We start from the raw sequence: 24,306 nt of genomic DNA, 5'->3' as shown, positions 1-24,306 counted from the left end.
GCACGACTCATAATCGTGAGGTCGGGAGATCGAGCCTCCCCACCGCTACCAAAGAAAATCCCCTAGAACTCAACGGTTCTAGGGGATTTTTGCTTGTCTGGGAAGTGTCGCAAATAGGCCAACTTGAGCCGTCGCTGTAGCCTATCCCCAAAAAGCGTAACCGAGGGTCATTCAGCAGCGACCCCGGAACCCATTGAACCCAAGTAGCGCAAGTCTTGCATCCTCCACGAGTCACCACTATCATGCCCCATTCCCCACTCAAGAACCCCGGAATCTAGCGGTTTTCCTACCCGCTCCACCACTACGCGTCACGTCACGCCAGCATCCGCCACTCTTCAAACAACGACTAAACGACGAGTAAATGAGGGCACAAAAGAAGCGCCCCTCTCAGCCATGAGACTGAGAGGGGCGTAACTTTTGCAGGTAGGACAAAGCCGGTATTTATGTGCCGGGTAGAATCGGGCTCATGCTGAATACCCTCGTCACTAAAGTTGCCCTCGATCTTCTGGCAATGTCGCAGAAGGATCAGTGGTACCGGTACTGCATGTGGCTCGTGGTCATGGCCCTTGTTCCGCTCGCGCTCGTCGGGTTCCTTGTCGGTAACGCTTTTCTAACCGCGGCCGTCGGCGCGGTAGGTTACGCACTGTGGGCCTGCTGGATGGTACAAGTCCGGGCCAGGGTGAGGCACCTCAATGCCCTGTCTGACGTTTAGTGGCACGCATGCAGCCGTTTCAAGGTAAGCGTGCGTCACGCATCGCCACATCGTTCGTGTTCTTCTGGGCAGCCGGACTCGGCTTCCTGTGGTGGATCGTCACGCCGATATACCAGGCGATGAAATCCAAAACTAAACTCAAGGCCGCATCTGAGACTACGATCCTGATCGCGCTCGGCCTTTGGCTCTTGGTCACGCTGGCCGCCTCCATGGCTGCCGGGGTGGTGCAGTTTAGTCGAGTCCCTGGCGCGGCCTATGGGGCGCTGGTGTGGATTTGCGCGGGCATCCTGTTCCATGCGCTTCGAAAGCTCACTCCTGAGCAGAACAACTACTTCATCCGGGGGCTGATCTTCATCGGCTCCATTCAGGGCCTGCTTACCTCGGCCGCCGTGACACTGCACCCTTCCCCACTGAGCAAGTTCAATCTACTGGCCTCACCTGTCATTGGAGACTCATCAGGCATTGGCACGTGGGCGACGTCGAATCTCGCCTACGTGGACTACTTCGGCGGCGGCATTGTACGAAGCGCGGGGATGATGGCCACAGCAGCATGGTCCGGTGGCTACGCCTGTCTCGTCCTTATTCTGCTACTCATTGGCGGGAGGAAGCTGCGGGCCGCAGGCATGTCTAATCTGACATGGCTAGCTGCGGTTGCGCTGAATGCCGCGAGCCTTTACTTCTCATACTCCCGCGTGTCCATCGCCATTCTTGTCCTAATCGTGGCCGCCTATGCGTTGTACCGGATCTTGAGTGTTATTGATAGTGGTGGCCTGCTGGCAACCGTGACAGTGATTATAGGGGCGGTGTTCATGTTCACTCTGAGCCCTTGGCAGTCGTACATCTTGGAGCAGGACTCGCTTCGTCCGGGTTCCTCTGGTGCCAGGTTCCTGTCCTACGACGAGGGCTTCTCGGCCGCGTCTGAATCTGGCCCGCTGGTGTTCATCGCCGGTAACGGGGTGAAGCCCTTCCTGGAAGAGATCGGGCGCGGCGCTGGAAGTGAAAGCACCTATATGAGCCTACTTGTGCGCGGCGGGCTCATTGCCGTAGTGCTATTCCTTTGCTTCCTCATGACCCGCCTGAGCCGGGCATGGAAGGCGAGGGACTGGACCGGCGCTCTGCTGTTCCTCGCGCTGGCGATTCACGCGCTGGTGGAAGACCTCGACATCGGGACACTCACGCTCCTGCTGATCCTCATCGAACCAGCCCGCGTAGCGCTCAGCACGAAGCCAGAACTAGCCCCGGCCGTGGATCTATCCCCGGCCTACCGCAACATGGCAGAGCAGGCCGGGGATAATGTCACACTGCCGGGAAGATGACACCCGACAGACTGACAATGGTCGAGGACGCCACTGCCTGACCGAAGAACATTTCTCCGTTTGGCTCAACGTAGATGTCCGCCGTATGGTCGGCGCCGCCCGCATTTTGCGCCAGGAACCGGACACGGTTGGCGGGGCGGTGCCCAACCGGCAGCGTGCCGAACTTGGTGGACGCTGAGATGGTGCCGGACTTCATGGCCCCGTCCAGGATGATCATGCCGTCAGACGTGCGGTACGCGCTGGGCGCGTCGTGCGGTGCGCCGAAAGCAACCCATGAGGCAAGCAGGGGGATGGTGACCTTGCGGGGCTTCTTGTAGGTGACGTTGGCTCCGGTGGTCACGATGGTGAAGCTACAGTCTCCGGAGACGCTAAGGTCCGTGACCTCAGAGACGTTGAAATCCTGCGTCCCGGCGGCCACACTCCGAACCCTGCGGAGGGTGGCCCTATCGGTCAGACCAAGGCTTATACCCGTGGCCGAAGCATTGACAACTACGCCATCCAGCAGCACGTCGCTATTGCGTGCCCCAGCGTCACCAGACGTGATGTTGACGCCAATGCCGGTGGCTGAGATGACTTGCACGTCACGGAGCGCGATACGGTGGCAGGCGGTTTCGATGGCGATACCGTCAACGCCCGCCCTGGTTACGACGATCCGCTCCCAGGCGATGTTATCGATGCCATACTGGGCCGTGAGGCCCTTGCGGTCAGCGTCTAACGTAACGTCTGAGATATGGCAGTTTTTAACGCGAACGACGCCCAGCGCGTTGTCGGCAGTGCCGGAACCGCTGGCGACGATCTTGCCGCCCCTCCATCGGAAGCTGTTCCGTTGGGGTGTGGATACGTTGTTGGGGCTCAGAACGCCGTTGCCCATGAATGTCACGGCTGCGCCTGTTGTTGTGGCCGCAGTTGTGCGGATAACCGTGGAGGGGTCACACTCAACGGCGATATTTTCGCCGTCGAGAAGCCAGTTGTTGGACAGCCGATAATCGCCTGGACCAATGACAATCTTCGAGGGCGCACCGGAAGCGACCGCAGCAGCCACAGCGGCATTGAATGGAGCCAGGTTGTCCGTGCCTGTTGAGCCGTTCCAGTCGCCTACTGCACCGTAGTCCGCGACATTGATTTCCCGACGCTTCGCATAAGTGGCAGAAAGTGCCGCTACGGTGAGGTCTGGCCGGAGGTTCGCGTCAGGGACGACGCCGGTCAGTTTGGTGGCTGCGGCTCCGGTTGCTTCGAACTTCGCCGCGTCATAGCTGCCCGTGCTGGTGTGCGCGGTGGTGACTTTGACGAGATCGCCGGACGGGTTGGTGACGGGGGTGTTGAGCGGGTAGAAGGTTGTTGGCTTCCAGGTGGACACGTCGCCGGGTACACCCTGCGCGCCCGTGGCACCTGTTCCACCCGTGGCGCCGGCTGGTCCCGGTACTGGATCCGAGGTCGTCAGGACGGTTGCGAACGATACGCCCGCCTGCTTCCATACGCAGCTCGTCCGGTCCAGCAGCGTGAAGTCCGGGAGCAGTCCGTTAGCGTCCGAGCTGATCGACGTAACCACAGACCCGCCCACAACCAGCGTCATGTTCAGCGGGGTCGTGTAAGTCGTGTCACCAATCGCATAGACCGAGCCCGTAGCAGACCGGGCAATACTCGCGGGCGTGGTGTTGAAGTTGATCGTGGGAAGTTTCGAGTAGGTGTAATTCACCATAGCTGGCTCCTATTTGTCCGGGGCGAGGAAGGGGAGGTAGTCGCGCGTCCACGCGATCACACCGGGAATAGCAGCCACGCGGGCAATGGTTGCCGACGCCGCCGTGATAACCACGACAGCACCAGCGAGCAGCCCATAAATGTCCGGGGGAAGATGCCTGCCGAACCCGTCAAGGATCGCCTGCAACACCAGCGGGAGGATACCTAACAGGCCAATCACGGCGGGGAAGAAGGTCTGCACTGCTGTTCGGAGCGCGGCCCGGTTCGGGTATGCGGCCTGTGTTGACTCTGCGGAGTGGTCGCCCATTACTTGCCCGCCTCAACTGTGATCGTCAGGCCAGCCGCGATAGCCGACGACACGGCGGCACGTACAGCCTCCACGTCCAATCCCTGCTTCTCGGCCAGCAGTGTGGCGAGCTGGTTAGTTGCGGCGGTCAATGCGGCGAGCTGCCTGCCCTTGTTCGCCAGATCGCCGCGCAAGTCGATGTTCAGGTCAGACAGGCCGCGGACTTCGTTGGTGATGTTTTGCAGCGAACCGCGAACGTCCTTATCAAATGCGTCATTCCAGGGCATGTCGTCCTCCAGGGGTGTGATTGATTCGCTGCTGAATTGCAGGCCGCCGAGTGCTTGGGCGGTGTAGTTGAAGAAAAGCGCCCAGTTGAAATCAGCGCCGGGATCGGATCGGGCCACGCCGGAATCGCCGTGAGCCGCAAAGCCGGGAACGCGGGCTCGTGCTTCAGCCCCGGACAGTCGCCGGAGTGGAACCGCGACACCCTTAGATGCCATGTAGGTCACGAAGTCCGCGGCCATCCGGGCCATGTTCCGGTAGTAACCTTCGCGGACATCCGCCGGCATTATCGCCCAGTCAGAAGTCCGGCAGGCTGCTGCGATACCGACAGCCCAGTTATTCGTTTCGGAGTCCTGCCACGCCTCCCACTCCCACGGGTAGTACAGGGCAATGTCCTGCCAGTCGCAGGCGCGGTGGTAGCAGCCGTAGTCTGAGCGGGTCTGTACTAGCCGGGTCAGGGAGTCCACGCCAGCGGCCCAGTTGCCTTCGGACGTGTGGACAATACAGGTGCCGGAAAGGTTCGCGCCACCACGGCGCGGGAATACACCCTGCGCAGTGTATGGGTTTGGTGTGTCAACCAGGATGTAACTCATGGCAGCGGCCCTCCATCTGAAGCGCAGGTATATGTGGATGACCCGGGCGGGTTAGGCGTGCATGTGTATGCGGTGCCGGTCTTGTCTGTGAACGTGAATGATGATGGCGACTGTCCCGCCGCGCCATCCTGGCCGTCATTGCCCGCTGGACCCTGCGCGCCGGTAGCACCAGTCGCGCCCGCAGATCCAGACTCACCCTGCGGTCCTACCGGTCCGGGCGGGCCGGGTACGCTACTATCCAGCCCGTTGGCGCCGGTAGCGCCGCTGGATCCAGAAGCGCCCGCCGCCCCAATGTCGCCCTTAGCTCCAGCAGCACCCTGCGGTCCCGGCTGGCCCTGCTTGCCGTCCGCGCCTTGGGGTCCAGGCGGGCCGGGCACGAGCTTCTCCGGGGATGCGGCCACAGCTGCGGCCTTCTCGCAGAGGTTCCGGTCATTGCCTGTCAGTTGGTCCGTGGCGCACGCCTGCTTGACCTGCTCTGCGAGGGTTGCCGCGTTTGATGAGGCAACCTCGGAACGTTGCGCCGCCGCCGTACCCCACAGAAAAACGGCGATCAGTAACGCGGCCGTCAACATCCCGGTCAGCGCCGCGTATAGGTTGCGTTTCCTTCGTGTCGCTGAATCATGCACCACTAGTTACCGCCCATCTCGGGGTATCGGCAAGCCATAAGCTCGTCGTAGGTTTTCCGTTCCTTGGCTTCGGAATCAGCCAGCCTCTTAGTGAGGTCCACAATTTCCCGATCTTTCCGGGCAATGATCGTTTCCGTGTCAGCCCTGACGGCGCGGGATTCGCGCATCCACAACCACACGAACCCGCCGATGACGGCGAGGCCGAGACCGAAGATCCCGAGCTGAGCGAGCCAGGAGGACACGATGCCCGCTGCTTCTGCTTCCACACGTTCAGTCCTCCCGCGGGTATGCCTCTACAGGGCGGCTCACAGGTACCAGCCGGTGTTGAATGACAGGTGCGCGCCGGATGCGATGGCGACAGTAGAGACTGTGGCGTGCAGGATCAGCGCGCCCGTCGTGTCCACGGTGACGATTGGCTCGCCGTTATGCACGGTGCCTGTCGTGACGGGAGCGAGTGAGCTAATCGGGACGGTGGGACGCCATCCAGAAGGAATGTAGACGCCCATCGAAACGTCAGTACCAACGTTGACCGTCACAGCGCCACCAGCCTGGCGAAACATGATGCCGGTTAGTTGGATGAACGTTTTGCCCGACGTGATGGTCTTGACGAGCCCGCCGCCGTAGATCCAGTTCGTGTCCGTGGTGATGAAGTTGGAGTATTTTTGCTGCGTGTTCCAGACGGTCCCATCCCACGTCTCGTAGGTTGCGAGGTCTGCCCGGTAAACCATCGTGGGAACGGGCAGCACGCCGCCCGGTGCCGTGGCAGCGAGGCCGTTGCGTTCCGTCACGTTGGCGACACCGAAGACCAGTCCCGAAGTCTCTATGGCCTTCTTCCAGTCAGGTACGCCATTCCAGGGGTCTGTACCTGCTGGGACGGTTGCCTTATTCCAAGTTGTCTGACCAGCCATAGCGGGCTCCTATCGTTGCCAAGTAAGGTTTATTTGCCCGGATGCCGGATCGGCGTCACGGCCCACGAGCCCCATGTATGGGGATCCGGTAATGCCGATTCCGCCGCCTGTGATGAGTGCCGCGCCCCAGCCCGCTGGGAGGTCCACCCAGCCGCCGCCGTACCCTGCTGGGATACTCACGTCGATTGGGCCGGTTGTGCGGCTTACGTCGCCACCTGGGCGGGACGGGTTAGTGTGCAGCCACAGGTGAACGGTTGCCGCGCTACCGGACGCGCCACCGGAGCGGCGGGCCGGGATTCGGAACTGAACACCCGTCACGGTCGCGCCGGCCAACTGGCCCGCGCCGTTCCCGTAGAACCATGCGCCAGAGTTAGCGGACGGTGCGCCCCATGTGGAGCCGTCGCCCTGATAGACGCTATTGCCGTAGTATGCGTTCCAGCCGTAGAGCGAACCGGAGTAGGTGGCCGAATCGATAGCCGCGACGGGGAGTGTCCCTGAGGATGACGCGGGCGGTGGTGGTGCCGTCGATGGCGGGGCCGGTGCGGTGGTGGGCGTGATACCTACCTTGCCCAGTACGGTCCCGGATCCGCCCTGCCAGAACAGCCGCACCCGGTCACTGACAGTCGGCGCGTAGGACGTTAGGAAGGTGGCCGTGTAGTCCACGCCAGCAGCCGTGACGGTGATCGTGTCAGACCCGCCCGGTGCGGCCGTCACTGTCGCCTCGGTAGGGCCTGGAGCGCCAACCCTGCCAAGGACTAGCATCTGTGCCGGTGCGTCAGGCTTGCCGATAGTGCCAACGATGATCGACTCACCCGGCGCCGCATAGTCGCACAGCCATGTCGCGGGCTGCACCAAGCCGCGGTGCCTGATGTTGGGGTACACGTCAGCGAACCCGCCAGATACTTCAAACTCGCCAGCAGACGCGCCCAGCATGTCAACGAGACTCACTATGCGGCCTGCTTTCTCACGTACAGCCCAACGGTTGCGGCGTCCGTAGCGGAGACCTCCACGGTCAGGCTCATTGCGTCCACGCCAGCCGTTCCCCCAGAGAGAGTCATTGCGGTCACGATCCCGTCGAGCGGGAACGCCTTGCCGCCGATGACAGGCTGCGCGACACGAACCCAATCCCCGATCTGAATCCCAGGGTTAGGCAAACAGGTAACGTCGAGCTTCAGCGTCTTGGCGTAGGTTTTGTTATCCAGGTACGTTTGCGCGTCAGCCTGAACACCATCCGACGTATTCGCCAGTGCCGTGTGTTCCTGAATGAGCCAGCCGGCAGGACCGCCATACCGCAGCGGCCCGGAAGCAACCGTGGCGAGCTTCCGAATCTCTAGCGCCGGATCATTCGACGTGGACGCGACACCGTTTAGAATGTCCGTGCGGCGCTGCGTCCTAGCCACCTTGACGAGCGCCCCGCCAGACCCGCCCTGAATCGTCCATACCGGGGCCGTGCGCTCTTGTGAATAAATCTCCATCGACCCGTCCCCGGCCATGCGCACCCAAGCACCGATGCTGCGTACGAGGTCTAGGACGTGCGCGCCGTGATTGTCCTTGTAGACCATCGACGCGGGCACCGGCTTATCCGCGACACCAGCCGCGACAGTCACCGCGCAAATCTCAGCCATCAGCCGGCGAACCTCAGAAACAACCGTCGCACCAGCCGGGGGAGCTTCAGGAGCCCAGAACCTGTAGTCAGCAGCAAGTCGCGTCAGTTCCTCATAATCAACCGGGATCGACGCGCCACCGGACACCCATTGCAGGTTAGCCCCGGCAATCCGCCACATCTCGTTAGGCTGGTTCTGGGTGACCGTCCACCAGCCCAAGTTAGTGTCAGTCCCGGCGCACCTGAACACCGCTTGCAGCTTCGAGCCCGCCGCAGACAGTGGCTCATCCCAGCCCCACGGCGCCAACTCGCCCGTATCATCCACGACGGTCAGGTTCGCCTTGCCCTGAACAACCGCCGTATCCGAGCCATCCCAAGACAGGGACCACTTCTCAATCGGCAGATCCTTCTTGACAAGCACGCCGTCATACCACGCATGGCAGACAAGCCGCGCATCCTGAACCGAACCCGATAACGCATCCAACAAACCAGCCGGGAGAACCCGCACGGCGCCTCCTTTGGGCAACAAAAAAGCGCCCACAGGGAGCGCCTATTAATCGAACGGGCAAAATGAGATAATCGGATATGGCTAAATACGTGTTCCCTGAGTGGCTTACGCCCAAACCATCGGATAGAAAGATAGTTGGTGGCTGGCCCGCAAAGACCGCGCCAGGCCCGACTCTGACGCGATCCACGGAAGGCCCCGACTTTGAGGATTACGGCAAGGGGTACCTACCCGGAGGCAAGCGCGGCTTCGGGACGCATGGCGTCTGCATCGAATGCGGCGCGATGGTAGACGGCGAGTTCCTAAAGAAGCACGCCGCCCACCACGCAACGACCGCCTAGAGCGTCTGGTAGATCAGCGGGTCCTTCTGCACATCCAGATACGTCAGGCCGCTGTACTTCGCCTGCACCGCGTCATAGGTGACACCCGCGAGTAGCTGCTGGACTTGGTCATACGTGACGTAGCCGCTGATAGCCGCCTGTTTCACCGCCGCGATAAGGTCGCCCGTTACGGACCAATGGGTGAGTGAACCGCCAATATGGACATTCACCGGCTGCTCCTGCACATCCGCCAGCAAGTAGCTGAGTGCCGGGAGTGGCACCATGTCCGCCGTCGTCCGCAGCAACAGAATCGGAGTACCAGCCCGCAAATCACGGAACTTCGACGCCGTAACAGCATCATCCGAAGCAACCGACGTAGACACCTTCGACGCCGCAGCAACCTGCCCACCAATCGCCACCGGATACCTTGAGCCCATTACCTGGATCCGGGTAGACGGCGCCGAATAATCAGCCGTCTTGAGCGCATCACCTGCCATTGTCAGCGCGCCAGGATTCACGCCCGACGTGTAGACCTCCAAGAACTTGTCTGGCTGGATCGGATCTTGAATGATCGCCGTGGAGCTCGTCAGCGTAATTGTTGCCGACACCAGCGCACCCGCCGCCGTGGAAAGCGTATACAGGACCGGCCTGTTCAACGGCGCCGCCCAATCGATACTCACGTCCGAATCCGTGAACGTCTTCGGCGCATACCCTGGAACCGTCCAAGACTCGCCCTCACACAACCGGGTCAGCGTGAACGCCGTAGACGACGCCACACCCGTCACAGTCACCCGCACCCGCGGCGGAAGTGCCGCGGGTGCCGGATCAACCAGTGTCTCCAACTGCAACTGAACTGTGCCGCTGGACGCAACAACAACCGTCATCGCCTACCCCCTGCCATAGTTGCAACGTTGTTCATACCCGAGCTCACGCGCCCATCAACCTGCGCCAACAGATACTCGCCAGTGAATGGATTCTGAACATAAATCGGCGGCGCCTGCTGTGGAGTGCTACCGCCGCCACTGCTCATAGTTACCGCAGCCGGTGCTGATGCCCCGTACATGGGACGCACGCCGCCGTTATGGAGTTGCTTACGGAAGGCGTAGACCGCATCCTGACCGCCCATCGCGTCCACGTCAGAATCAGACAGAACATGCTCACCCCTAGCGCCCATGAATAGCTGCGAGTCAACACCCTTAGGGCCGCGAGCCATGTCCAAGTCGCCACCAGACGCACGGCCCGGAGTCAGTGCCGTCATTGATGGGTCGTCCGCGTAGCCGCCGCCCTTCACCTGGTTGTTGATGTGGTTGATAACGACATCCACGGACTTGCCCTTGATGCCGTCGATAGCGGTCTTGATCTGCTGAGCCTTTGCCATCGTGTCGGCGTAGTTCTGGATTGCCGTGTTGATCGGGACATCCTTGGGGATGCCCATGACCTTCCGCGCCATCGTGTCCGCTTCGTCGCCAGTGATGCCAAACTTCCCCGCGGCGCGGATCAGTGCGTCATATGTGCCCTGAAGTTGCTTCTGCACTTCCGGCTGAGTCGCGCCAGCCTTCGCCATCGCCTCTGCCGATCGCAGCCCAGCCCCGGCAATCCCGTCAAACGCGGCCTCGTTATCGCGGCCCTTCTGCGTTGTGATGTCCAGCGTTGTGCCGTTCTTCTTCAGTGACTCATCGAGGTCGTCGAGCGATTTCTCAAAGGCTCGTGCTGCGTCCTTCGCGGATAGGGTTATCAGCCCCGATGCGATCATCGACGCCACCAGCTTGTCCAGGTGAAGAATCGCACCGTCAGCGGCGATGCCAAGATCATCAAGGGCCTTCTGCTGCGCCTCGGTTGCCTTGGCGGCAATCTCCGCCATCTTCGCCTGACCCTCGGTAGAGTTCTTCGCATCAAGCATCTTCTGCGGGACTTCACCAAGAGCCCAGTTCAGGAGCTCCTGCTGGTCCAGCGGAACCTTCATGTCATTGGCGAGCTTTTGCAGGCTTGCCATGTACTGAGGGAAGGACTTGGCCGTGGTCTCGAAAGTCACGCCCTGCTTCTTGGCCTCATCCGCAATCTGCTTGAACCCCTTGGCAGCCATGTCGGCGCTACCACTGGAAGCGAGGTTTGACATTGCCGAGTCGATACCCTCAAGGGACTTGCGCAGCTCGGGCAGCTTGCCGCCGAGGTTGATAAAGCCATTCATGAAATCGTTGACGTTATCCGAGAATGACAAGTCATTCAGGCGGGCAATCGCGGAACCGGCAGTATCGATCTGCTCCGTCATACCCTTGATGCCGAACAGGCCATTGTTTGCCCTAGAGAACACGTCCTTGCCGAACGCCTCGTCAACAGTCTTCTTGCCCTTGCCCAACTCAAGGAGGGAGTTCGTCATTTCCTGCGTTGACTTCGACGCGGGCAGCATATCTTCGCCAATTTTCTTGACGATCAACAAGCCTACGAGTGCGGCAGCGGCAGGGAGCGCCACCTTGCCAAGGGATTCGATGGCGGCCATAGCATTAGGGGAGGCAGCCTTTAGCGCCTGGATAGCCTTCACGGTGTCGTAGATTTTCGGGATGGTCGTCAAGAGGGCGCCACCCAAAAGCAACGTGCCGCCCGACAGCCCGGCAATCGTCATAATGCTCCGCTGCGCAGCCGGGTCAAGGTTGCTAAACCCGGTAATCACATCCGTGATGCCCTGTACTAGCGGGCGCAGTGCGCCGTCAGCGGTGGACCCCATTTTGATCATTCCGGTTTCAAAGGACGCCTGCAATTTCTTGAAGTCGCCATTGAGTGAATCCATCTTGCCCGCGGCCTGCGTGGCCGCGAACCCCTGATCATTCACGTCAGAAATCCACTTGCGGATCCCGGTCGAGCCTTCCTTCATAAGGACGGCGGCGGAACGCATAGCATCCGTACCAAAGATCGTAGACAGTGCGGCGTTACGCTGCGCATCCGAGAGCGGCCCGAGCTTGTCATGCAACTGCCCAGCGAGGTTGGTAACGCCCTTGAAGTTACCCTTCGCGTCATACGCGCTGATGTTGTACTCGTCCAAAGCCTTCTGCGCAGCCTTCGACGGTGACGCCAAGGCTAGGAACATGGTCTTCATGGACGTGCCGGCGTCGGAACCCAAAATGCCAGCGTTAGCGAATGCCGAAAGCGTACCGACCGTGTCATCAATCGTGAGCCCGAACTGGGATGCGATCAGGCCACCCTGCTTCAGCCCGTCGCCAAGCTCAGAGACGCCACCGAGCGCCTTGTCAGCACCCGCGGCCAGAAGGTCAGCGACGTGCGGCACGTCCTTGCCCTTGAGGTTGAACTGGGTCAGTGCGATAGTTGCAATCTCAGTAGCCTTGCCCACGTCAATCTGACCAGCCGCAGCAAGAGCCAGAGCGCCAGGCAGTGCGCCGCCCATCATCTCTTTCACCGAGACTCCAGCCTTCACCAGCTCAATCTCAGCGTCAGCGACATCGTTCGCAGACAGCCCAAACGCCGTGCCCATCGACAATGCCGAGTTGGTGAGTATGTCCATCTCAGCCGCAGACGCATGGGAAAGAGACTGAACCTGAGCCATGCGGCCGGAAAACTCGCTGTATGCGTGAACCGCCAAGCCCATGCCCGCGAGAATGGCACCGCCCATAATCATGGCCCCGGTTCCCACCGACTGCATGTGGTCCCGGTTCTTCTCAACGAAACCCTGCGTGGTCTTGGATGCCTTCTCAGCCTCGGTCCCATACTTCGAGAATCCGGTCCCCGCCTTGCCAAGATCCTGCTCAGCCTTCGAGAGCCCCTTGGATAGCTCGGTTGTATCCGCCCGGACCTTGACATCAATCACATGCTCAGCAGCCACGAGGATCTCCTATTTAATTGAGGGAACCAGCAGTATGATTGCGTGCATGGCTCAAAATGACGTAGTACACGAAGAACCGAAAACGCCGTTCAAGTACAAGGCGGGAACGGTGCAGGTTTTCTTGGGGGCGGTTCTTCTATTGGCTGCGGCGGCGATTGGAAGCATGCGCCCGGAAACAGGCGCGATACTTGCGTGGTTTCTCGTCATTCTTATAGGCGTGAGCTTCTGCGCAACGGGCATCTTCCGCCGCGTCAGGCGCTAGCCGGCAACCTTCCGAACCACCCACACGTGTCCGGCCCTGTCCGCGTCCGGGTATGCCTTGTAGTAGGCTTCGGACGCCTGATCGCGGGCCTGCGCTGCGTAGTCCACGAGAGGTAGCCCTGGTGATCCAGCGAGCCCGGCAATGAACCCGTACTTCCGGTTCGGGTTGCCGGGGTCCGCGTCAGGCGAGATGGCCTCGGACAAGAGCTGCCCATGATTGCCGATATCCGCCTCATAATCAGCGAGTGCCGCAAGTAGCTCGTACTGCTCTTGATCGAACTCAGGCTCGGGGGCGGAAGACAACACCCTGCCGTCATCGTCGTGGGTGTAAACCGTTTCCGGCTCCCAGCCCCACAGCCTGCGCGGCGCTACTCCGAGGTCGCGGGCAAGCCTAACGTCCCGGTAGAGTCGGGCGTCTTCGTGGAACCTTTTTTTAGGAACCCAACACCAGCCCAACCGTCAGTCTCATTCAGGCGGGTAACGGCGCCCCAGATCCGGTCAAAGTCGCCACCGGACAGGTTCTCCCACAGGTCAGCCCATTCATCGGCGGGGATCGGCTCAGTTTTGTCGCCATCGACAACCCAGCCCGACGCTTCGGCCGCTGCCTTCGTCACGCCAACAATGTCATAGCCCTTGCGTGAATCCAGCGCCACACCCTCACGCGGGGGACGCAGCGCGATAATCCCATTCCAGCGATCAAAGGACAGCGCCCGGAGCCGCAGCGTCACAAGCTCGTCACGCATCGTCGCCTCAAGCGCATCAATGCGCGCCTGCACTGCGGCTACATCCTTGAAAGAACCGTTGGCCGCGGCGCCAAGTTCCTTGAGTAGAGCATCACGCTGCACACCCAACTCGCCATCCAAGCAAATCTCAACATCTTCAAAACGAAACGACGCCTTATCCAGGCTCTTACGCAGCTTCGACACGGTATAACTCCTAAGTGGGGTAGGTGGTGGGACGAAAGATTGGGGGTGGTGACCTGTCCGCCCGCGGTCCCACAACACACGGGCGGACAGGAGCTTGGGGGTTACGTAATCAGGACCGCGTCAGTCTGCACGGCGCCGGTCACGAACAGCTTCTGCTTCTTCGTGAACACGCCATTAGCAGTCGGTGCCGACTTCGCCTGGATGCCGCACTTGATCGGGATGACATCAACCTTCTGACCGATGGTCCACGCGGTAGCGTTCGGAATCGCATAGCGAACCACGATCCAGCCCGCAGTGTCCTTCGTGAGAGCGGCGCCGGCAACATCCCCGGCGTCACCAAACACGTACTCAACTTCGAGGGTTTCCTTGACGCGGCCGGCCTGCTCCAAAAGCTGAAGCATCGTCAGTCGCTCGTCAGAAACAGTGTCCTGAGTGGTCGCCCGGTTGAACCCGCCCGGAGTCAGGGAGTAGGTGATCGCCTTCGTCCCGGCTGCGATCAGGTTGGCGACAGACAGTGGGTTTCCGGTCGGTACGAACGAAACCAGAAGGTTGCCGTCCGAGTTGACGGAAAGCGGCGCAGTTTCAAGAGCCATTATTTATTCTCCTTATCGGTGCCGCTGGACGGCTTTGCAGACTTGGCGGGCGCCTCGTCAGGAATGGGGGTAAAGTCTTCGGGCCAGCGGGTCAGCCAAGACTCATCAACTGCCCCCTCGTCTCCCGTGTGGTTATTTTTGACGCGGATGATCGCCATGACGGCCTCCTACTTTTGGGTTATGCCTTGCGCGTTGTCAGGGAAAGGACGTCGCTGATGTACTGGGTTGGTGGTGACACGGCGTTGTCCGTCTGAACCGGCGCTGTGCGGCGATGCTGCACAGCCTGTGGGGACCAGCCGGCAACAACGGGACGCCAGCCCAGCAGTAGGGCCATGACCTTCTCAGCGAAAAACTCGGCCTGATCCGCATCAACCCCGACGCACTGTGTTGTAATCCTAAAGTCGGCTTGTGTCGGCTGCTCTGACGATTCCCGCTCAACCTGCCGCAACCCCGAGTCCATGTACACCACCACGTAGGGCGGTAGGACAGGTGCCGCATTCGGGTCAACCGCGCCGTCAATAACAACAGCGGCCAGTGCGGCATCAGACCTGAGCCGGGAAAGTATCTGCTGCTTGTGCGCCCGGATCATAGAGCCGCACCCGTCGCCATGCTGATGCCCTTCACGAGATCGGGAATGTTCCCGGTCAGCGCGGGCTCAAGGACCGGCTTAGGCGCGGTGTAGGGGGTGCCGTACTCCAACGGAATAGCGGCCTGCTTCCAACCCTTCACCGGACCAATCCAAGCCTCCACAATGCCGCGTGACGGCCTGTATATCTCGTACTGGTACGTGGACGCCTGATGCCTGACCGAGCCACCAAGGACTTCCCTGGCGGTTTTCTTCGCGTCATCCTTGATATGGCGGGCCGTGATCTCAACCGCCTTGCTAATGTTCGCCACGGCGTGACGGTCAATCTCAACCATGGACCGGATCACGCTTTCAATGCCCGTAATCTCAATGGAAAAACTCATGCGTAAGCCTCCACAAAGAAACGGCGGGCCGTCGCGTGCGTCTGCCCAGCGAAACCACGCAGGCGATACTTTCGGCCCACCAGCCCGGCATCAAGGGATGCAGTGAACAGGACAGCGTCACCGTCCTGCACGCCAGCAGACGCCACCATCGGCAGGTCAAGGCGCGCACTCTGCACAACCTCAACCTGACCAACCGCGGCAACATCCTGCGGCTGGCGCGGCTGAACAACCAACCGACACGCACCCACATAAACCGTTGTCGGAGTCTGCTCGTATTGACCCGTAGTCTCATTCAGCGTCCGGGCACCCTCGCGAGTGATCGTACAGGCGTCGTCCATGATCCCCTCATGCCAAGCCCTGCCCGCATCAAGGAACCCTGAAGCGAACCCCACTAGAGGACCGAGCCAGTCACATAGGAACTTGACCCATACGCGCTGCGCAACTGCTCCACAACACGCTCAGGAAGGACGAACCCGGACCCCTCACCGCCACCAGCCCACGCCATCTTGAAGTCATCAATCGACACCGAAGACAGGCCGGCCGAGGACAGCATGCCGAGCTTCTTCACAGCCTCAATAGCCTGCGCCGCCAGCACGCACGTCCATGACGTGAGGACCGAGGGAAGTACCGCATAGCCCGCCGTGAAAGTAATCTCGGCAATGCCCTTATCCTTGAACTGGATCCCGCCATCGAAGTCATCGACCGTCACCGCCGAACCGTCAACCAGCACAGCGCCGATTGACTGGACAGGCTGAACCGGGATCCGGTAAAAGTCCCCGATATTCACCTTCGTCCTGACCGTGACCGTGGCCTGCGGGTAAACCTGCCAACCAAGGACCGAACGTAGATGCTCCGTAGCGTCCCCAAGGATCGCATTCAGCCAGTCCGTTTCCCCAGCCGTGAACGTCTTATTCAAGCGGTATTGGAGGTCGGCTATCTCAGCGAACCTCGGCTTCTGAACCAAAATAACCGGCATAGCCGACCTCCAAGAACCTAGTTAGACCGCAAGGCCGTTGATGACACCATGAGAGCTCTCAGCGCCGTAGGACAGTCCAACCTCGCCGTAGAGCATGACCTCGTCGGCCGAGCCGGTCTTAGCCAGCGGCTCAGCGAAGAAGTGACCCTTGCCCGGAACCTCCAGGTAGACGGGGGAGCACTCAGCCAGCGACACGAGCGAGATGGTGTCCTGCGGGATCGCACGATCCAACATGATGCCCAGTTCGCCAAAGTCGGTGATGACGGTGGAGATATTCACGCCACCGACCGAGCGGCTGTTCTCCTGGAACTGCGAACCGAAAGCACCCGACAGGGCAACCTTCTGCGCCGAGTTCACGGCAAACACGCCGGTCAGCTGGTCGTTGATGCCGCCGTTGTCGTACACGAGCTGCGCGAGGCCGTTCACGACACCCTTAGTGAGCGCCGTTGCGGTGGCCTTGCGGAAGCTGATGCCAGTTCCGGTGCCAACAGTCAGTGCGGATCCGCCCGAGGTGGCAGCGATCTTGAAGCTGACCGTAGTGGACACGGACGCAACGAAGTACACGCGGCCCGGAACAATCGCAGCGGCGCCGACAGTATCGAAGATGACCTTGTCGCCAGCGGTCAGTGCGTGCGTGCCGGTGATCGTGTCAGTAGCGGACGTGAAGCCCGTGTAGGACAGCGAGCCGGTAGCGGCCTGACGGTTGGTAGTGATCGCCTGAAGCAGACCACGAGTCTGACGGGCCGTGGCATTGTCGGACGGCTTGACGTACTTGCCGTTCCAGAAGCCCCAGTTCACGTCGCGGACCATCTGGGTAAGCATGGTGCGGACCTGGAAGTCGGTCTCGTTGGTGATCGGGTTGGAAGCGTCGTTGTTCGTACCGTTCTTCTGACCATAAGCGGCCAGCTTGGTGTACGAAACAGCAACCTTTTCCTGGTGGATCTCCACCACGTTGGTTACGTTCGCACGAACGCGAGACTGCGCGGTCGGTGCCGCTGCGCCTTCAAGGGCGACATTCTGCCCCGGAGCGCGCAGGTCAACAGTTTCCCACTCAAATTCAGTGGAAGTCGTCTGACCGCCACCGGACAGCCCGCCGATAGCCGAGTAAAACGGCGTAGCGGTAGGGGAAAGCTGGTGAAGAACACCAGTGTAGTTAGGCAGATTGTAGGTAGTGCCCAGACCCGTGATACCAGCCATTGCCGGAACTCCTTTAGAGAGGAAAGGCGCACCCAGCAAAGGGAGCGCCTAGGGGATTGAAGGAAGCTACTTCGATTCGAGCAGCTTCCTGTTTTGTAGTGCGATGACCGTATTCACGTCACCCTTCTGCTGCGCTGCGGCGATCTGATCGCTCAGCGAGATGGGGGTAGACGGCTTATTGGCCGGGTCAGCGGGAACCACGGGAATCCGCTTGCCGCCTTGCGCGGCTTTACTAAGGTGGGGCTTTCGCCGCACCAAATCTTTGAGAGCATCAGCGATCTCGTCAGGGTCAAACTCGCCCTGCGAATCAGGGACAAACTCGGACAGGTCCAGGAACGCGAGCGCGTCGGACGGATCGGCCAGAACGTCGGAAGCAGCGACCCGCAGGTCAGCTTTCAAGACGCGCAGATTGGCCCGCTCGTTAGCCTTGCGGTCAGCCTCGGCAGTGATCTTATCCACGTCCGGGGCGTCCACCTTAGGCGCATCCCGCGCCTTCTCTGCGGCGATACGGGCGGCCTTCTCAGCCTTGAGTTTCGCCTTCATCGACTCAAGGGCGCGCTTCCCGGCATCGCCAAGCGCTTCCGCGCCATCCGGGTCCGCGTCGTCAACGTCCGCGTCTACGGCGTCAACGTCGGCATCCGGCTCAACGTCCGGGTCAAGTACAGGTTCAATATCAGGCATAGCAGGTTACCCCTCATTGTGAGTGCCCATTGCGGGCGTGGATCAGATGATGTATCGGTAATGGCGAAGTAGCCTTAGGGCGTCCTCGCGGGTTGGTGCGATCTTGAAAATCTCTTCCGGCATCAGTCGGGCCTGAACGGTGCGCCCATACTTTGACTTGGCTCCGGTCTTCGTGAACTCCGTCTGCGATGAGCCATAGAGCCCGCGCTTAGTCGTTCCCATGCGCGTAGCAAGCCGTCCATCGTCCGTCTGGTAGATACCTTGACGGGCGTTGACCACCTGATTCATGTCCGCGCCCGCGTCAATCGCCTTGACGCCAGCCTTCCCAAGCGCCTTTATCTTCTCGGCTTCAGACAAGCCTTCGTAGTAGGCGTTCGGATCGGTCGCCGGGTAGTCGTCCAAGTTCTCGTCAATCGGTATATGAGTGCAGTGGCAATGTGGATGGCGAAGGAACGGCGACTGCTTCTCATAACGCTTCCCAGCCAGGATGATGCACCGGGAACACGCCCCGGCGTTCACAAACCGCACATAAGACTGGGCCCGGAAATGCGGGACCGTCCGCCCATTGCCGTCCCTGACATACATGCGCCCACCCGGGCCCTTGAAAGGCTGGGCAGAAGCAGGCGCAGGCTCGTCGCGGGTAAACATCGCCACACTGACCGCAGTGCGCCCCGCATCAGCAACCTGCGACGTCGCCATGACCCGCATGACCGCGCCACCAGACTGAAGCGCCGACTGGACGGACGCGCCCGCGCTGATCGCATTCTTAGACGCCACCACCGCAGCCTCAAGCATCCCCGAAAGGTTCCGCCCATCAGACGCAGCCCCGCCAAAGCCAGCCGCATACACCGGACCATTAGCGAACGACGCGCCACCAAACGCGGCAGACACGGAATCCAGATAGCCATCAGCCAGCGCCGCAGCCTGAACCTGACCCCGCGCCAACACCACAGCAGCGGCCGGCGCAACAGACCCCCACGACGCCGAAATATCGGCGCCCGTAACGCGGCCCCACAAACCAAGGATCTGATTCGACGTGATCGCCGCTATGCGGATCTGCTGCGCCTGATAGTCGGACGCAACAACCTCAACCGTCACGGGACACTAACCCCAGTAGGTGGCATCGGTGCATTGATCAGCGACGAAACGCCAACCATCATCGCCTGATTCTGCTCAGCCTGAGCCATCGCCACAATCCGCTTGATCTCAGCCGGCGAATGACCCTGCTTCTCAAGCAGATACTCGAACGGATATCCGGCAGTCTTGTTCTTCACCATCGCATCCGCAGCCTGAGCCTCAGACCGCGACTCGCGATCCTTCCACTTCACAACACCAAGACGCGCCTCAGCGGCCATCTTGTCATCGCCAAGCTGCAACGCGATCAACTCGAACAAATCACGCACCCGCGGCTCGAAGAACTCGACCGCCTGGTCAGTCTTGCGAACAAGCCCAACCTCGGCAGCCTTGAGCGCATCGCCCGAAATGTTACTGATGCCCTTATTGGCAACCAGATAATGCGGGGGAGTGCGGGTCTGCGCCGCGATATGCCCAACCGCCTGCTCAATAACAGCCGTGAACACGTCCAGCTTCGCAGCATCCCACTGCCCAACCGTCGTATTCTGACCCGTCAGCCACAACATGCGGCCCTGAGTCAGCGCCTTCTCATCAACCGGCCGCTCACCAATCTTGTCGCCCGTCACCGGGTCAAGGATCGGGATCTTCGGCGGCGACTGACCCATAACCACACGCGCCGGCATAGACGCATAATCGGCCGCATTGAACAGGTACGCCCACAGCAGGTTTATGGCGTTCTGCATCGCCGTCGTACCGGAAATATCAGACAGCGGCCCAACACCAAGGATGGGACGGTTCTGGAACTCCACCAACGGGACGACGCCCAAGTGATTCGGCCCAGACTCAGACTCGCGATACTCCCAACCGCCACCGCCAGCAAAGATCAACTCGGGCAAGATCAGCCCAGTATCGCCCTTGTACACGGATCCGCGGCTGAACTTGTACACCCAATCCGGGGTATACAGCGTGCCGAACTCCAACTGCCGGTCCAGGTCATCCCAAACCACAAACCCATACTCACGCTTACGCCCAGACTCCGCGTCATACCAGACCATCGCCTGCTCTGAGGACTTCCAGTTGATGATCGGCTCACCATTCGGATCGCCCCAAACAAGGGCGTAAGAACGGCGCGCAATGATCGACTCAAGGAACCCCTGCGCAGACAGCGAATCCTGCTCATTGCGCAGCCACGAGTCATACAGGAACTTCTCAGCCTTCGACTGCCGAGACTGCGTGGATGACGGCAGTTTGAAACCCTGAACCGCGATCCGCTCACTGGTCGAGTTGGCAACAACCTCGCACCAGTTATCCGCAAAATCCTTATAGCGGTCCTGATGCTGCTTAGCCCACTCATCCGACGCATAAGCAAGCGGCTGCTTACCCGCATAGAACGACTTCAGCTCCCGCGCCTCAGTAGCCCGCGACGACAAAACCCGGTACATGCGGTTGACCCGCTGCTTCGCATCCTGCGGAGACATTACGCCGACACGAAGGCTGGGGACGGGCGTGAAAGGCTCATTCGGTATCAGCACCGGCCCCACCTCTCTTAGAAAACGTATGCGTACTGGTCTTCGTCAGCCTTATTAGCGCCTGACGCGACAGCATCAGCCGCCGCCTCATGCGCCAAGACGGACGACATAGCAAGGTCAATCTTTTGGAGCTCGGACGCCTTGCCGAGAATGTAGGTCTGCCCCTGGCGTGCGCGCTCCACCGCGTTTCGCATATGAAAGGACGTGGTTTCACAACCGTCATGAGAGAACTTCGAATCCGGCTCAACAATGTCCGTCTTCATCCGCTCCAACGAGGCATGCATCTGTGAAATGCGGTTAGTCCGCCACTCGAAAAACACCTTGTCCCCATAAGCGGCCTTCCACTCATCAAGCTCAGTCTCAAACTTGAACGGGTCACAGTAGGCGCGGACAATCTCAAACTGGTTATTGATGTCCTCCCACGCCCTATGAATCTCTGGGCGTGGGACGCGGCCCTGCCATTCCCTCGGATCCCAGATCGTTTCGCGCTCCCCATCGAAATAGCGGGGCGTGAACTGGTGAAAGTCCAGCGTTTCCAGCCGGATCCCGGTCACGTCATTCGTTTCCGAACCATCGAAACCCGCACAAACCTTCGTGCGCGGCCTAATTGACGTGACAGCCTTCCGCGATTCCCACTGACCAGGCTGCAACCATGACCGCGAACCAGCCACAATCCGATTACCGAAGAAACGCTCAGCCTCAGCCGGGTTAGCCTCCATTACCGACGCGGCCTCAGCCTCAATCGACCGGATATCAACCCACGGAGAAAACTTGTAGTTGAACGCAAAAATCTTCTTGCGGTCAGCCTTCAGCTTGAAATTCAGCTTCGGATCAGGCGGAAAGTAATGCTTGTACACGTCCTTCTGCCTGGACTCAAACAACGCCTGCGCCTGCGAGTTCTCGGCGGGGTCATAGCAGTTAGTCGAACAAGACATCCGCCCACCCATACCGGCAGTACCACGCGCCAAAGTTCGGAAGAACTTCTTCATCTTATTCGAGTCGCTCCACAAGCCGATCTCATCCGGGAATGCAGCACTAATACGCGCACCAAGACGGCCATCAGCCTTCGAGGTCACCGTCTCAATACGCGAGTCACGATTCTTGTTCGGATGCTTGATGAACGCTTCGCCGGTCTTCAGCAAGTTCGCCAGCGGGCCGTTGTCGATCATGGGCACAAGCGCGCCCCAGGTATTCTCTACCTGATCCTCAACGACGGCGGCAATCTGAATGCGCGGCGTAGACCAAGGCTTACCCATCGGCTCACCAGTCGCATACTCATACACCCAGCCACACGGGCAACCATGATCCTTGCACCGGTACGTCTGCCCGGACTCGGCCCAGCCGTTGAATAGCGCGGGCCCGACGAACTCAAACACCGCCTGCGAGGCAATACCAGGAGACTTGCCGATCTTCTGCGCAGCCATCCACAACCCGACGCGGTGAGAGAACGCAACGTTCTTCTCACCAACCTGCGCAGCCGGGCGGACCTCGTAGTAATTCGCAAGGTAGACGGCGTGATCCACGGTCGGCGTAAACGGATCGCCCGCCGTATCACCCTCAGGAACTACACAATGAGCCTGAATCCATCCCGTAGCCAGTCGGCCCATATGGATCTTCGGGATGGTGTAATCATGCTCCACGAACCTTTACGCCTGAGAACAGGTCCGTGACGTTGGCGGGCTTGCCGGTTGGCTTCTCGGTCACAATCTCGGCAGACATCCCCTCATGGCCCTTGAAGCGCCACTTGTTTTTCAGTAGGCCATCCGTTGACAGCCCAAGCATTTCCTGTTGCCTGCGCAATTCAGCCAGCAATGGCGCGGACTTCGTAGACACCGAAGTCTCAACCACCACCAGCAGCCGCACATACAGCGCGACGGCGAACTCCTGCTTATCCAGGATCCACGCCGGCGCCTGCCCCTGAGCCCACAGCTTGGCCCATAGTTCCAGCTCGCGGGCGTTCCTAAATTCGGGAATGCCGGTCTCCGGGTCCATCGGGTCATCCAGCGGCCACTCGGGCGCCGGATGTGACCATGAATCAGGCAAAACCACCCAGTCGGCAGAGTCGCGCTCCCGAGCAAAAGCATCCAAATCAGCCAATGGACCACTATGCGCCCTGCGACCACCACGAGCCATAACAGGCCTCCAATCGCCCCATTGCGGGGCATAGAAGCAGCCGGCAGCATTGCGCTGACCAGCGGTGAAACTCGGCCTTGTGGGAGCCTTTTGAAACCCTTTGAACCCGCCCGCGGTTTTTCCGCCCAGCGCGTCCGCATCACGGTCTAGCACGCCGAGCCTAAACCTGATGCGGTGGCCCTTTGTGTTGTACGCCTTGGTGTTGTCCCAATGCTGCTTGCGTGCGGCCTTGGTGTGGGTGGGGCAGCGTGAGCCTGGGCCGTCGTGAATGGCTGGGCATCCAGAGGTGGAGCAGATGCGACTAGGCATTAGCACTCCCTGAAGTTTCGTGGGCGCCAGCCTGTCCAACGCTGGTCGTTTAATGCCACGCCACGACAGCGGACACCCATGAAGGGGGGTTGAGCTTCCCGGCTCACGCTGCCTAATCAAATGTTGACCAGCGGCCGGTAATGCTCAGCTGGCTACCGTGGATTCGAACCACGAACCGACGCATTAACAGTGCGTTGCTCTGCCGTTGAGCTAGTAACCAAAGTGCCGGCGTCTCCCGACGTGCGGCGTTGCGCGTAAGCCTGCGCGGCAGATTGCGCCTCCATGGGGGATTCGGGCAGCAAAAAGGAGCGGACCGTTTCCGGTTTCGCTCCTGTGTGGGGAACAACTGTCCCCTCAGATTGACACGGTATCAGTTTTTGGGGCTGGTTGCTAGTTGTGTGGCGCGTGTGTCGTGCCAGGCGTTGAGTACTTCGTGTGGGTGGTAGGTGGGTTGTGGTTCACGGTCTACGGCTACGAGTTTCCCGCGGCGCGCCCAGTTGCGGATGTCGAACGCGGTGATGGTGATCTTTGCGTTTGCTCTGAGCCAGGGCAGTAGTGTGCGTGTTGGCATGGGGGGTGCGATGTTCTGCACTCTTGCCCGGATGGCTACATGGTTGATGTGCTCAGCCTCGGGACCACTGACCAGTAACTCAGCCTTCGTCACCCAATCCTGAATCAGCCATGCAAGCCCTGCCGCCCGTTCGTCGTGTGCGTAGGCTTTCGCGTCCGTGCCGACACTGCTGAGGTTCTGCGCGAGTTGGAGCGCGTCAAGGTTGATGGGTGCGGCAGATCCTGGCTTAGCACCGCCACCGCCACCACCACCAGCCGGTCGCACGTTGTCGAGCTTGGCTATCGTCGTCCCGATTTCCTCCAGTAAAACCGGGATCTTGCTAAGCCACTGCTGAAGGTCCGACACGCACCGGGTGCAAAGGTAGGTAGAAGTGAAGTTCTGGCAATCCTCAGTTGTGCACTCCATG

27 protein-coding genes and 1 tRNA gene are annotated in these 24,306 nt (G+C 60.4%); 3 read left to right on the top strand and 25 right to left on the bottom strand.

The features are described from left to right. The first annotated feature begins 466 nt into the window (after window positions 1–466). Window positions 467–712, top strand: coding sequence for a hypothetical protein (locus ACQCS0_RS19855; RefSeq protein ID WP_426940261.1), 246 nt, complete (start codon window positions 467–469; stop codon window positions 710–712). A gap of 8 nt (window positions 713–720) precedes the next feature. Then, the gene (locus ACQCS0_RS19850) at window positions 721–2,028 is read left to right on the top strand and encodes an O-antigen ligase family protein (RefSeq protein ID WP_426940260.1); all 1,308 of its coding nucleotides are present in this window, start codon (window positions 721–723) and stop codon (window positions 2,026–2,028) included. On the opposite strand, the gene ACQCS0_RS19845 is transcribed toward ACQCS0_RS19850, so the two are convergent. The 9 genes from ACQCS0_RS19845 to ACQCS0_RS19805 form a co-directional block, all read right to left on the bottom strand. Further along, window positions 2,009–3,727: a hypothetical protein gene (locus tag ACQCS0_RS19845; RefSeq protein WP_426940259.1), complete on the bottom strand. Its 1,719-nt coding sequence runs from the start codon at window positions 3,725–3,727 to the stop codon at window positions 2,009–2,011. The two genes, ACQCS0_RS19850 and ACQCS0_RS19845, sit on opposite strands and share 20 nt — an antisense overlap. Window positions 3,728–3,736: 9 nt before the next feature. Next, window positions 3,737–4,033 carry a hypothetical protein gene (locus ACQCS0_RS19840; protein ID WP_426940258.1) on the bottom strand — a complete coding sequence of 99 codons (297 nt, stop codon included), beginning with the start codon at window positions 4,031–4,033 and terminating at the stop codon, window positions 3,737–3,739. Next, window positions 4,033–4,887, bottom strand: coding sequence for a hypothetical protein (locus tag ACQCS0_RS19835; RefSeq protein ID WP_426940257.1), 855 nt, complete (start codon window positions 4,885–4,887; stop codon window positions 4,033–4,035). The genes ACQCS0_RS19840 and ACQCS0_RS19835 overlap by 1 nt, the downstream gene beginning before the upstream one ends. 628 nt (window positions 4,888–5,515) lie before the next feature. Then, a complete protein-coding gene (locus ACQCS0_RS19830) occupies window positions 5,516–5,779 on the bottom strand; it encodes a hypothetical protein (RefSeq protein ID WP_426940256.1) in 264 nt (87 codons plus the stop codon). A gap of 39 nt (window positions 5,780–5,818) precedes the next feature. Then, window positions 5,819–6,421, bottom strand: a complete 603-nt coding sequence (locus ACQCS0_RS19825; RefSeq protein WP_426940255.1) for a hypothetical protein — start codon at window positions 6,419–6,421, stop codon at window positions 5,819–5,821. A 9-nt stretch (window positions 6,422–6,430) separates the two neighbouring features. Next, window positions 6,431–7,369, bottom strand: a complete 939-nt coding sequence (locus ACQCS0_RS19820; protein WP_426940254.1) for a hypothetical protein — start codon at window positions 7,367–7,369, stop codon at window positions 6,431–6,433. Beyond that, window positions 7,369–8,532 (bottom strand): hypothetical protein, encoded by a 1,164-nt coding sequence (locus ACQCS0_RS19815; RefSeq protein WP_426940253.1) that lies wholly within the window; start codon window positions 8,530–8,532, stop codon window positions 7,369–7,371. The genes ACQCS0_RS19820 and ACQCS0_RS19815 overlap by 1 nt, the downstream gene beginning before the upstream one ends. 334 nt (window positions 8,533–8,866) lie before the next feature. After that, entirely contained in the window at window positions 8,867–9,733 is an 867-nt protein-coding gene (locus ACQCS0_RS19810) for a hypothetical protein (protein ID WP_426940252.1), read from the bottom strand. Beyond that, window positions 9,730–12,681, bottom strand: a complete 2,952-nt coding sequence (locus ACQCS0_RS19805; protein ID WP_426940251.1) for a phage tail tape measure protein — start codon at window positions 12,679–12,681, stop codon at window positions 9,730–9,732. Before ACQCS0_RS19805 ends, ACQCS0_RS19810 begins: the two co-directional genes overlap by 4 nt. 46 nt (window positions 12,682–12,727) lie before the next feature. Between ACQCS0_RS19805 and ACQCS0_RS19800 the strand changes: the two genes are divergently transcribed. Next, the gene (locus ACQCS0_RS19800) at window positions 12,728–12,943 is read left to right on the top strand and encodes a hypothetical protein (protein WP_426940250.1); all 216 of its coding nucleotides are present in this window, start codon (window positions 12,728–12,730) and stop codon (window positions 12,941–12,943) included. On the opposite strand, the gene ACQCS0_RS19795 is transcribed toward ACQCS0_RS19800, so the two are convergent. The 16 genes from ACQCS0_RS19795 to ACQCS0_RS19720 all read right to left on the bottom strand — a co-directional run bounded on the left by ACQCS0_RS19795 (window position 12,940) and on the right by ACQCS0_RS19720 (window position 24,305). Then, complete coding sequence (locus tag ACQCS0_RS19795) at window positions 12,940–13,245, bottom strand: hypothetical protein (protein ID WP_426940249.1); 306 nt, start codon at window positions 13,243–13,245, stop codon at window positions 12,940–12,942. The genes ACQCS0_RS19800 and ACQCS0_RS19795 overlap by 4 nt on opposite strands. 65 nt (window positions 13,246–13,310) lie before the next feature. Continuing rightward, window positions 13,311–13,868, bottom strand: coding sequence for a hypothetical protein (locus ACQCS0_RS19790; protein ID WP_426940248.1), 558 nt, complete (start codon window positions 13,866–13,868; stop codon window positions 13,311–13,313). Window positions 13,869–13,969: 101 nt separating this feature from the next. After that, window positions 13,970–14,461, bottom strand: coding sequence for a hypothetical protein (locus ACQCS0_RS19785; RefSeq protein ID WP_426940247.1), 492 nt, complete (start codon window positions 14,459–14,461; stop codon window positions 13,970–13,972). Further along, window positions 14,461–14,619, bottom strand: a complete 159-nt coding sequence (locus ACQCS0_RS19780; protein ID WP_426940246.1) for a hypothetical protein — start codon at window positions 14,617–14,619, stop codon at window positions 14,461–14,463. Before ACQCS0_RS19780 ends, ACQCS0_RS19785 begins: the two co-directional genes overlap by 1 nt. A gap of 20 nt (window positions 14,620–14,639) precedes the next feature. Next, the gene (locus ACQCS0_RS19775; RefSeq protein ID WP_426940245.1) at window positions 14,640–15,050 is read right to left on the bottom strand and encodes a hypothetical protein; all 411 of its coding nucleotides are present in this window, start codon (window positions 15,048–15,050) and stop codon (window positions 14,640–14,642) included. Beyond that, on the bottom strand, window positions 15,047–15,430 hold the full coding sequence (locus ACQCS0_RS19770) for a hypothetical protein (protein WP_426940244.1): 384 nt from the start codon (window positions 15,428–15,430) through the stop codon (window positions 15,047–15,049). The genes ACQCS0_RS19775 and ACQCS0_RS19770 overlap by 4 nt, the downstream gene beginning before the upstream one ends. Further along, window positions 15,427–15,768 carry a DUF6093 family protein gene (locus tag ACQCS0_RS19765; protein ID WP_426940243.1) on the bottom strand — a complete coding sequence of 114 codons (342 nt, stop codon included), beginning with the start codon at window positions 15,766–15,768 and terminating at the stop codon, window positions 15,427–15,429. Before ACQCS0_RS19765 ends, ACQCS0_RS19770 begins: the two co-directional genes overlap by 4 nt. 53 nt (window positions 15,769–15,821) lie before the next feature. Further along, window positions 15,822–16,406 carry a hypothetical protein gene (locus ACQCS0_RS19760; RefSeq protein WP_426940242.1) on the bottom strand — a complete coding sequence of 195 codons (585 nt, stop codon included), beginning with the start codon at window positions 16,404–16,406 and terminating at the stop codon, window positions 15,822–15,824. Between the two features lie 21 nt (window positions 16,407–16,427). Next, window positions 16,428–17,603, bottom strand: a complete 1,176-nt coding sequence (locus ACQCS0_RS19755; protein ID WP_426940241.1) for an SU10 major capsid protein — start codon at window positions 17,601–17,603, stop codon at window positions 16,428–16,430. Window positions 17,604–17,669: 66 nt separating this feature from the next. Beyond that, the gene (locus ACQCS0_RS19750) at window positions 17,670–18,284 is read right to left on the bottom strand and encodes a hypothetical protein (RefSeq protein WP_426940240.1); all 615 of its coding nucleotides are present in this window, start codon (window positions 18,282–18,284) and stop codon (window positions 17,670–17,672) included. Window positions 18,285–18,326: 42 nt separating this feature from the next. Further along, the gene (locus tag ACQCS0_RS19745; RefSeq protein ID WP_426940239.1) at window positions 18,327–19,382 is read right to left on the bottom strand and encodes a hypothetical protein; all 1,056 of its coding nucleotides are present in this window, start codon (window positions 19,380–19,382) and stop codon (window positions 18,327–18,329) included. Beyond that, window positions 19,379–20,836, bottom strand: coding sequence for a phage portal protein (locus ACQCS0_RS19740; protein ID WP_426940302.1), 1,458 nt, complete (start codon window positions 20,834–20,836; stop codon window positions 19,379–19,381). Before ACQCS0_RS19740 ends, ACQCS0_RS19745 begins: the two co-directional genes overlap by 4 nt. 68 nt (window positions 20,837–20,904) lie before the next feature. Beyond that, a complete protein-coding gene (locus ACQCS0_RS19735) occupies window positions 20,905–22,527 on the bottom strand; it encodes a hypothetical protein (RefSeq protein WP_426940301.1) in 1,623 nt (540 codons plus the stop codon). Then, complete coding sequence (locus ACQCS0_RS19730) at window positions 22,517–23,329, bottom strand: hypothetical protein (protein WP_426940300.1); 813 nt, start codon at window positions 23,327–23,329, stop codon at window positions 22,517–22,519. Before ACQCS0_RS19730 ends, ACQCS0_RS19735 begins: the two co-directional genes overlap by 11 nt. A 148-nt stretch (window positions 23,330–23,477) precedes the next feature. Continuing rightward, window positions 23,478–23,549: transfer RNA gene (locus ACQCS0_RS19725), tRNA-Asn, on the bottom strand. Window positions 23,550–23,699: 150 nt separating this feature from the next. Further along, the gene (locus ACQCS0_RS19720; protein WP_426940299.1) at window positions 23,700–24,305 is read right to left on the bottom strand and encodes a hypothetical protein; all 606 of its coding nucleotides are present in this window, start codon (window positions 24,303–24,305) and stop codon (window positions 23,700–23,702) included. Window position 24,306 lies beyond the last annotated feature (1 nt).

Source organism: Pseudarthrobacter sp. S6, from assembly GCF_050156575.1.
Lineage (GTDB): Bacteria > Actinomycetota > Actinomycetes > Actinomycetales > Micrococcaceae > Arthrobacter.
The sequence above is the reverse complement of the archived record's forward strand: the minus strand, read 5'-3'. Positions and strand labels throughout refer to the sequence as shown.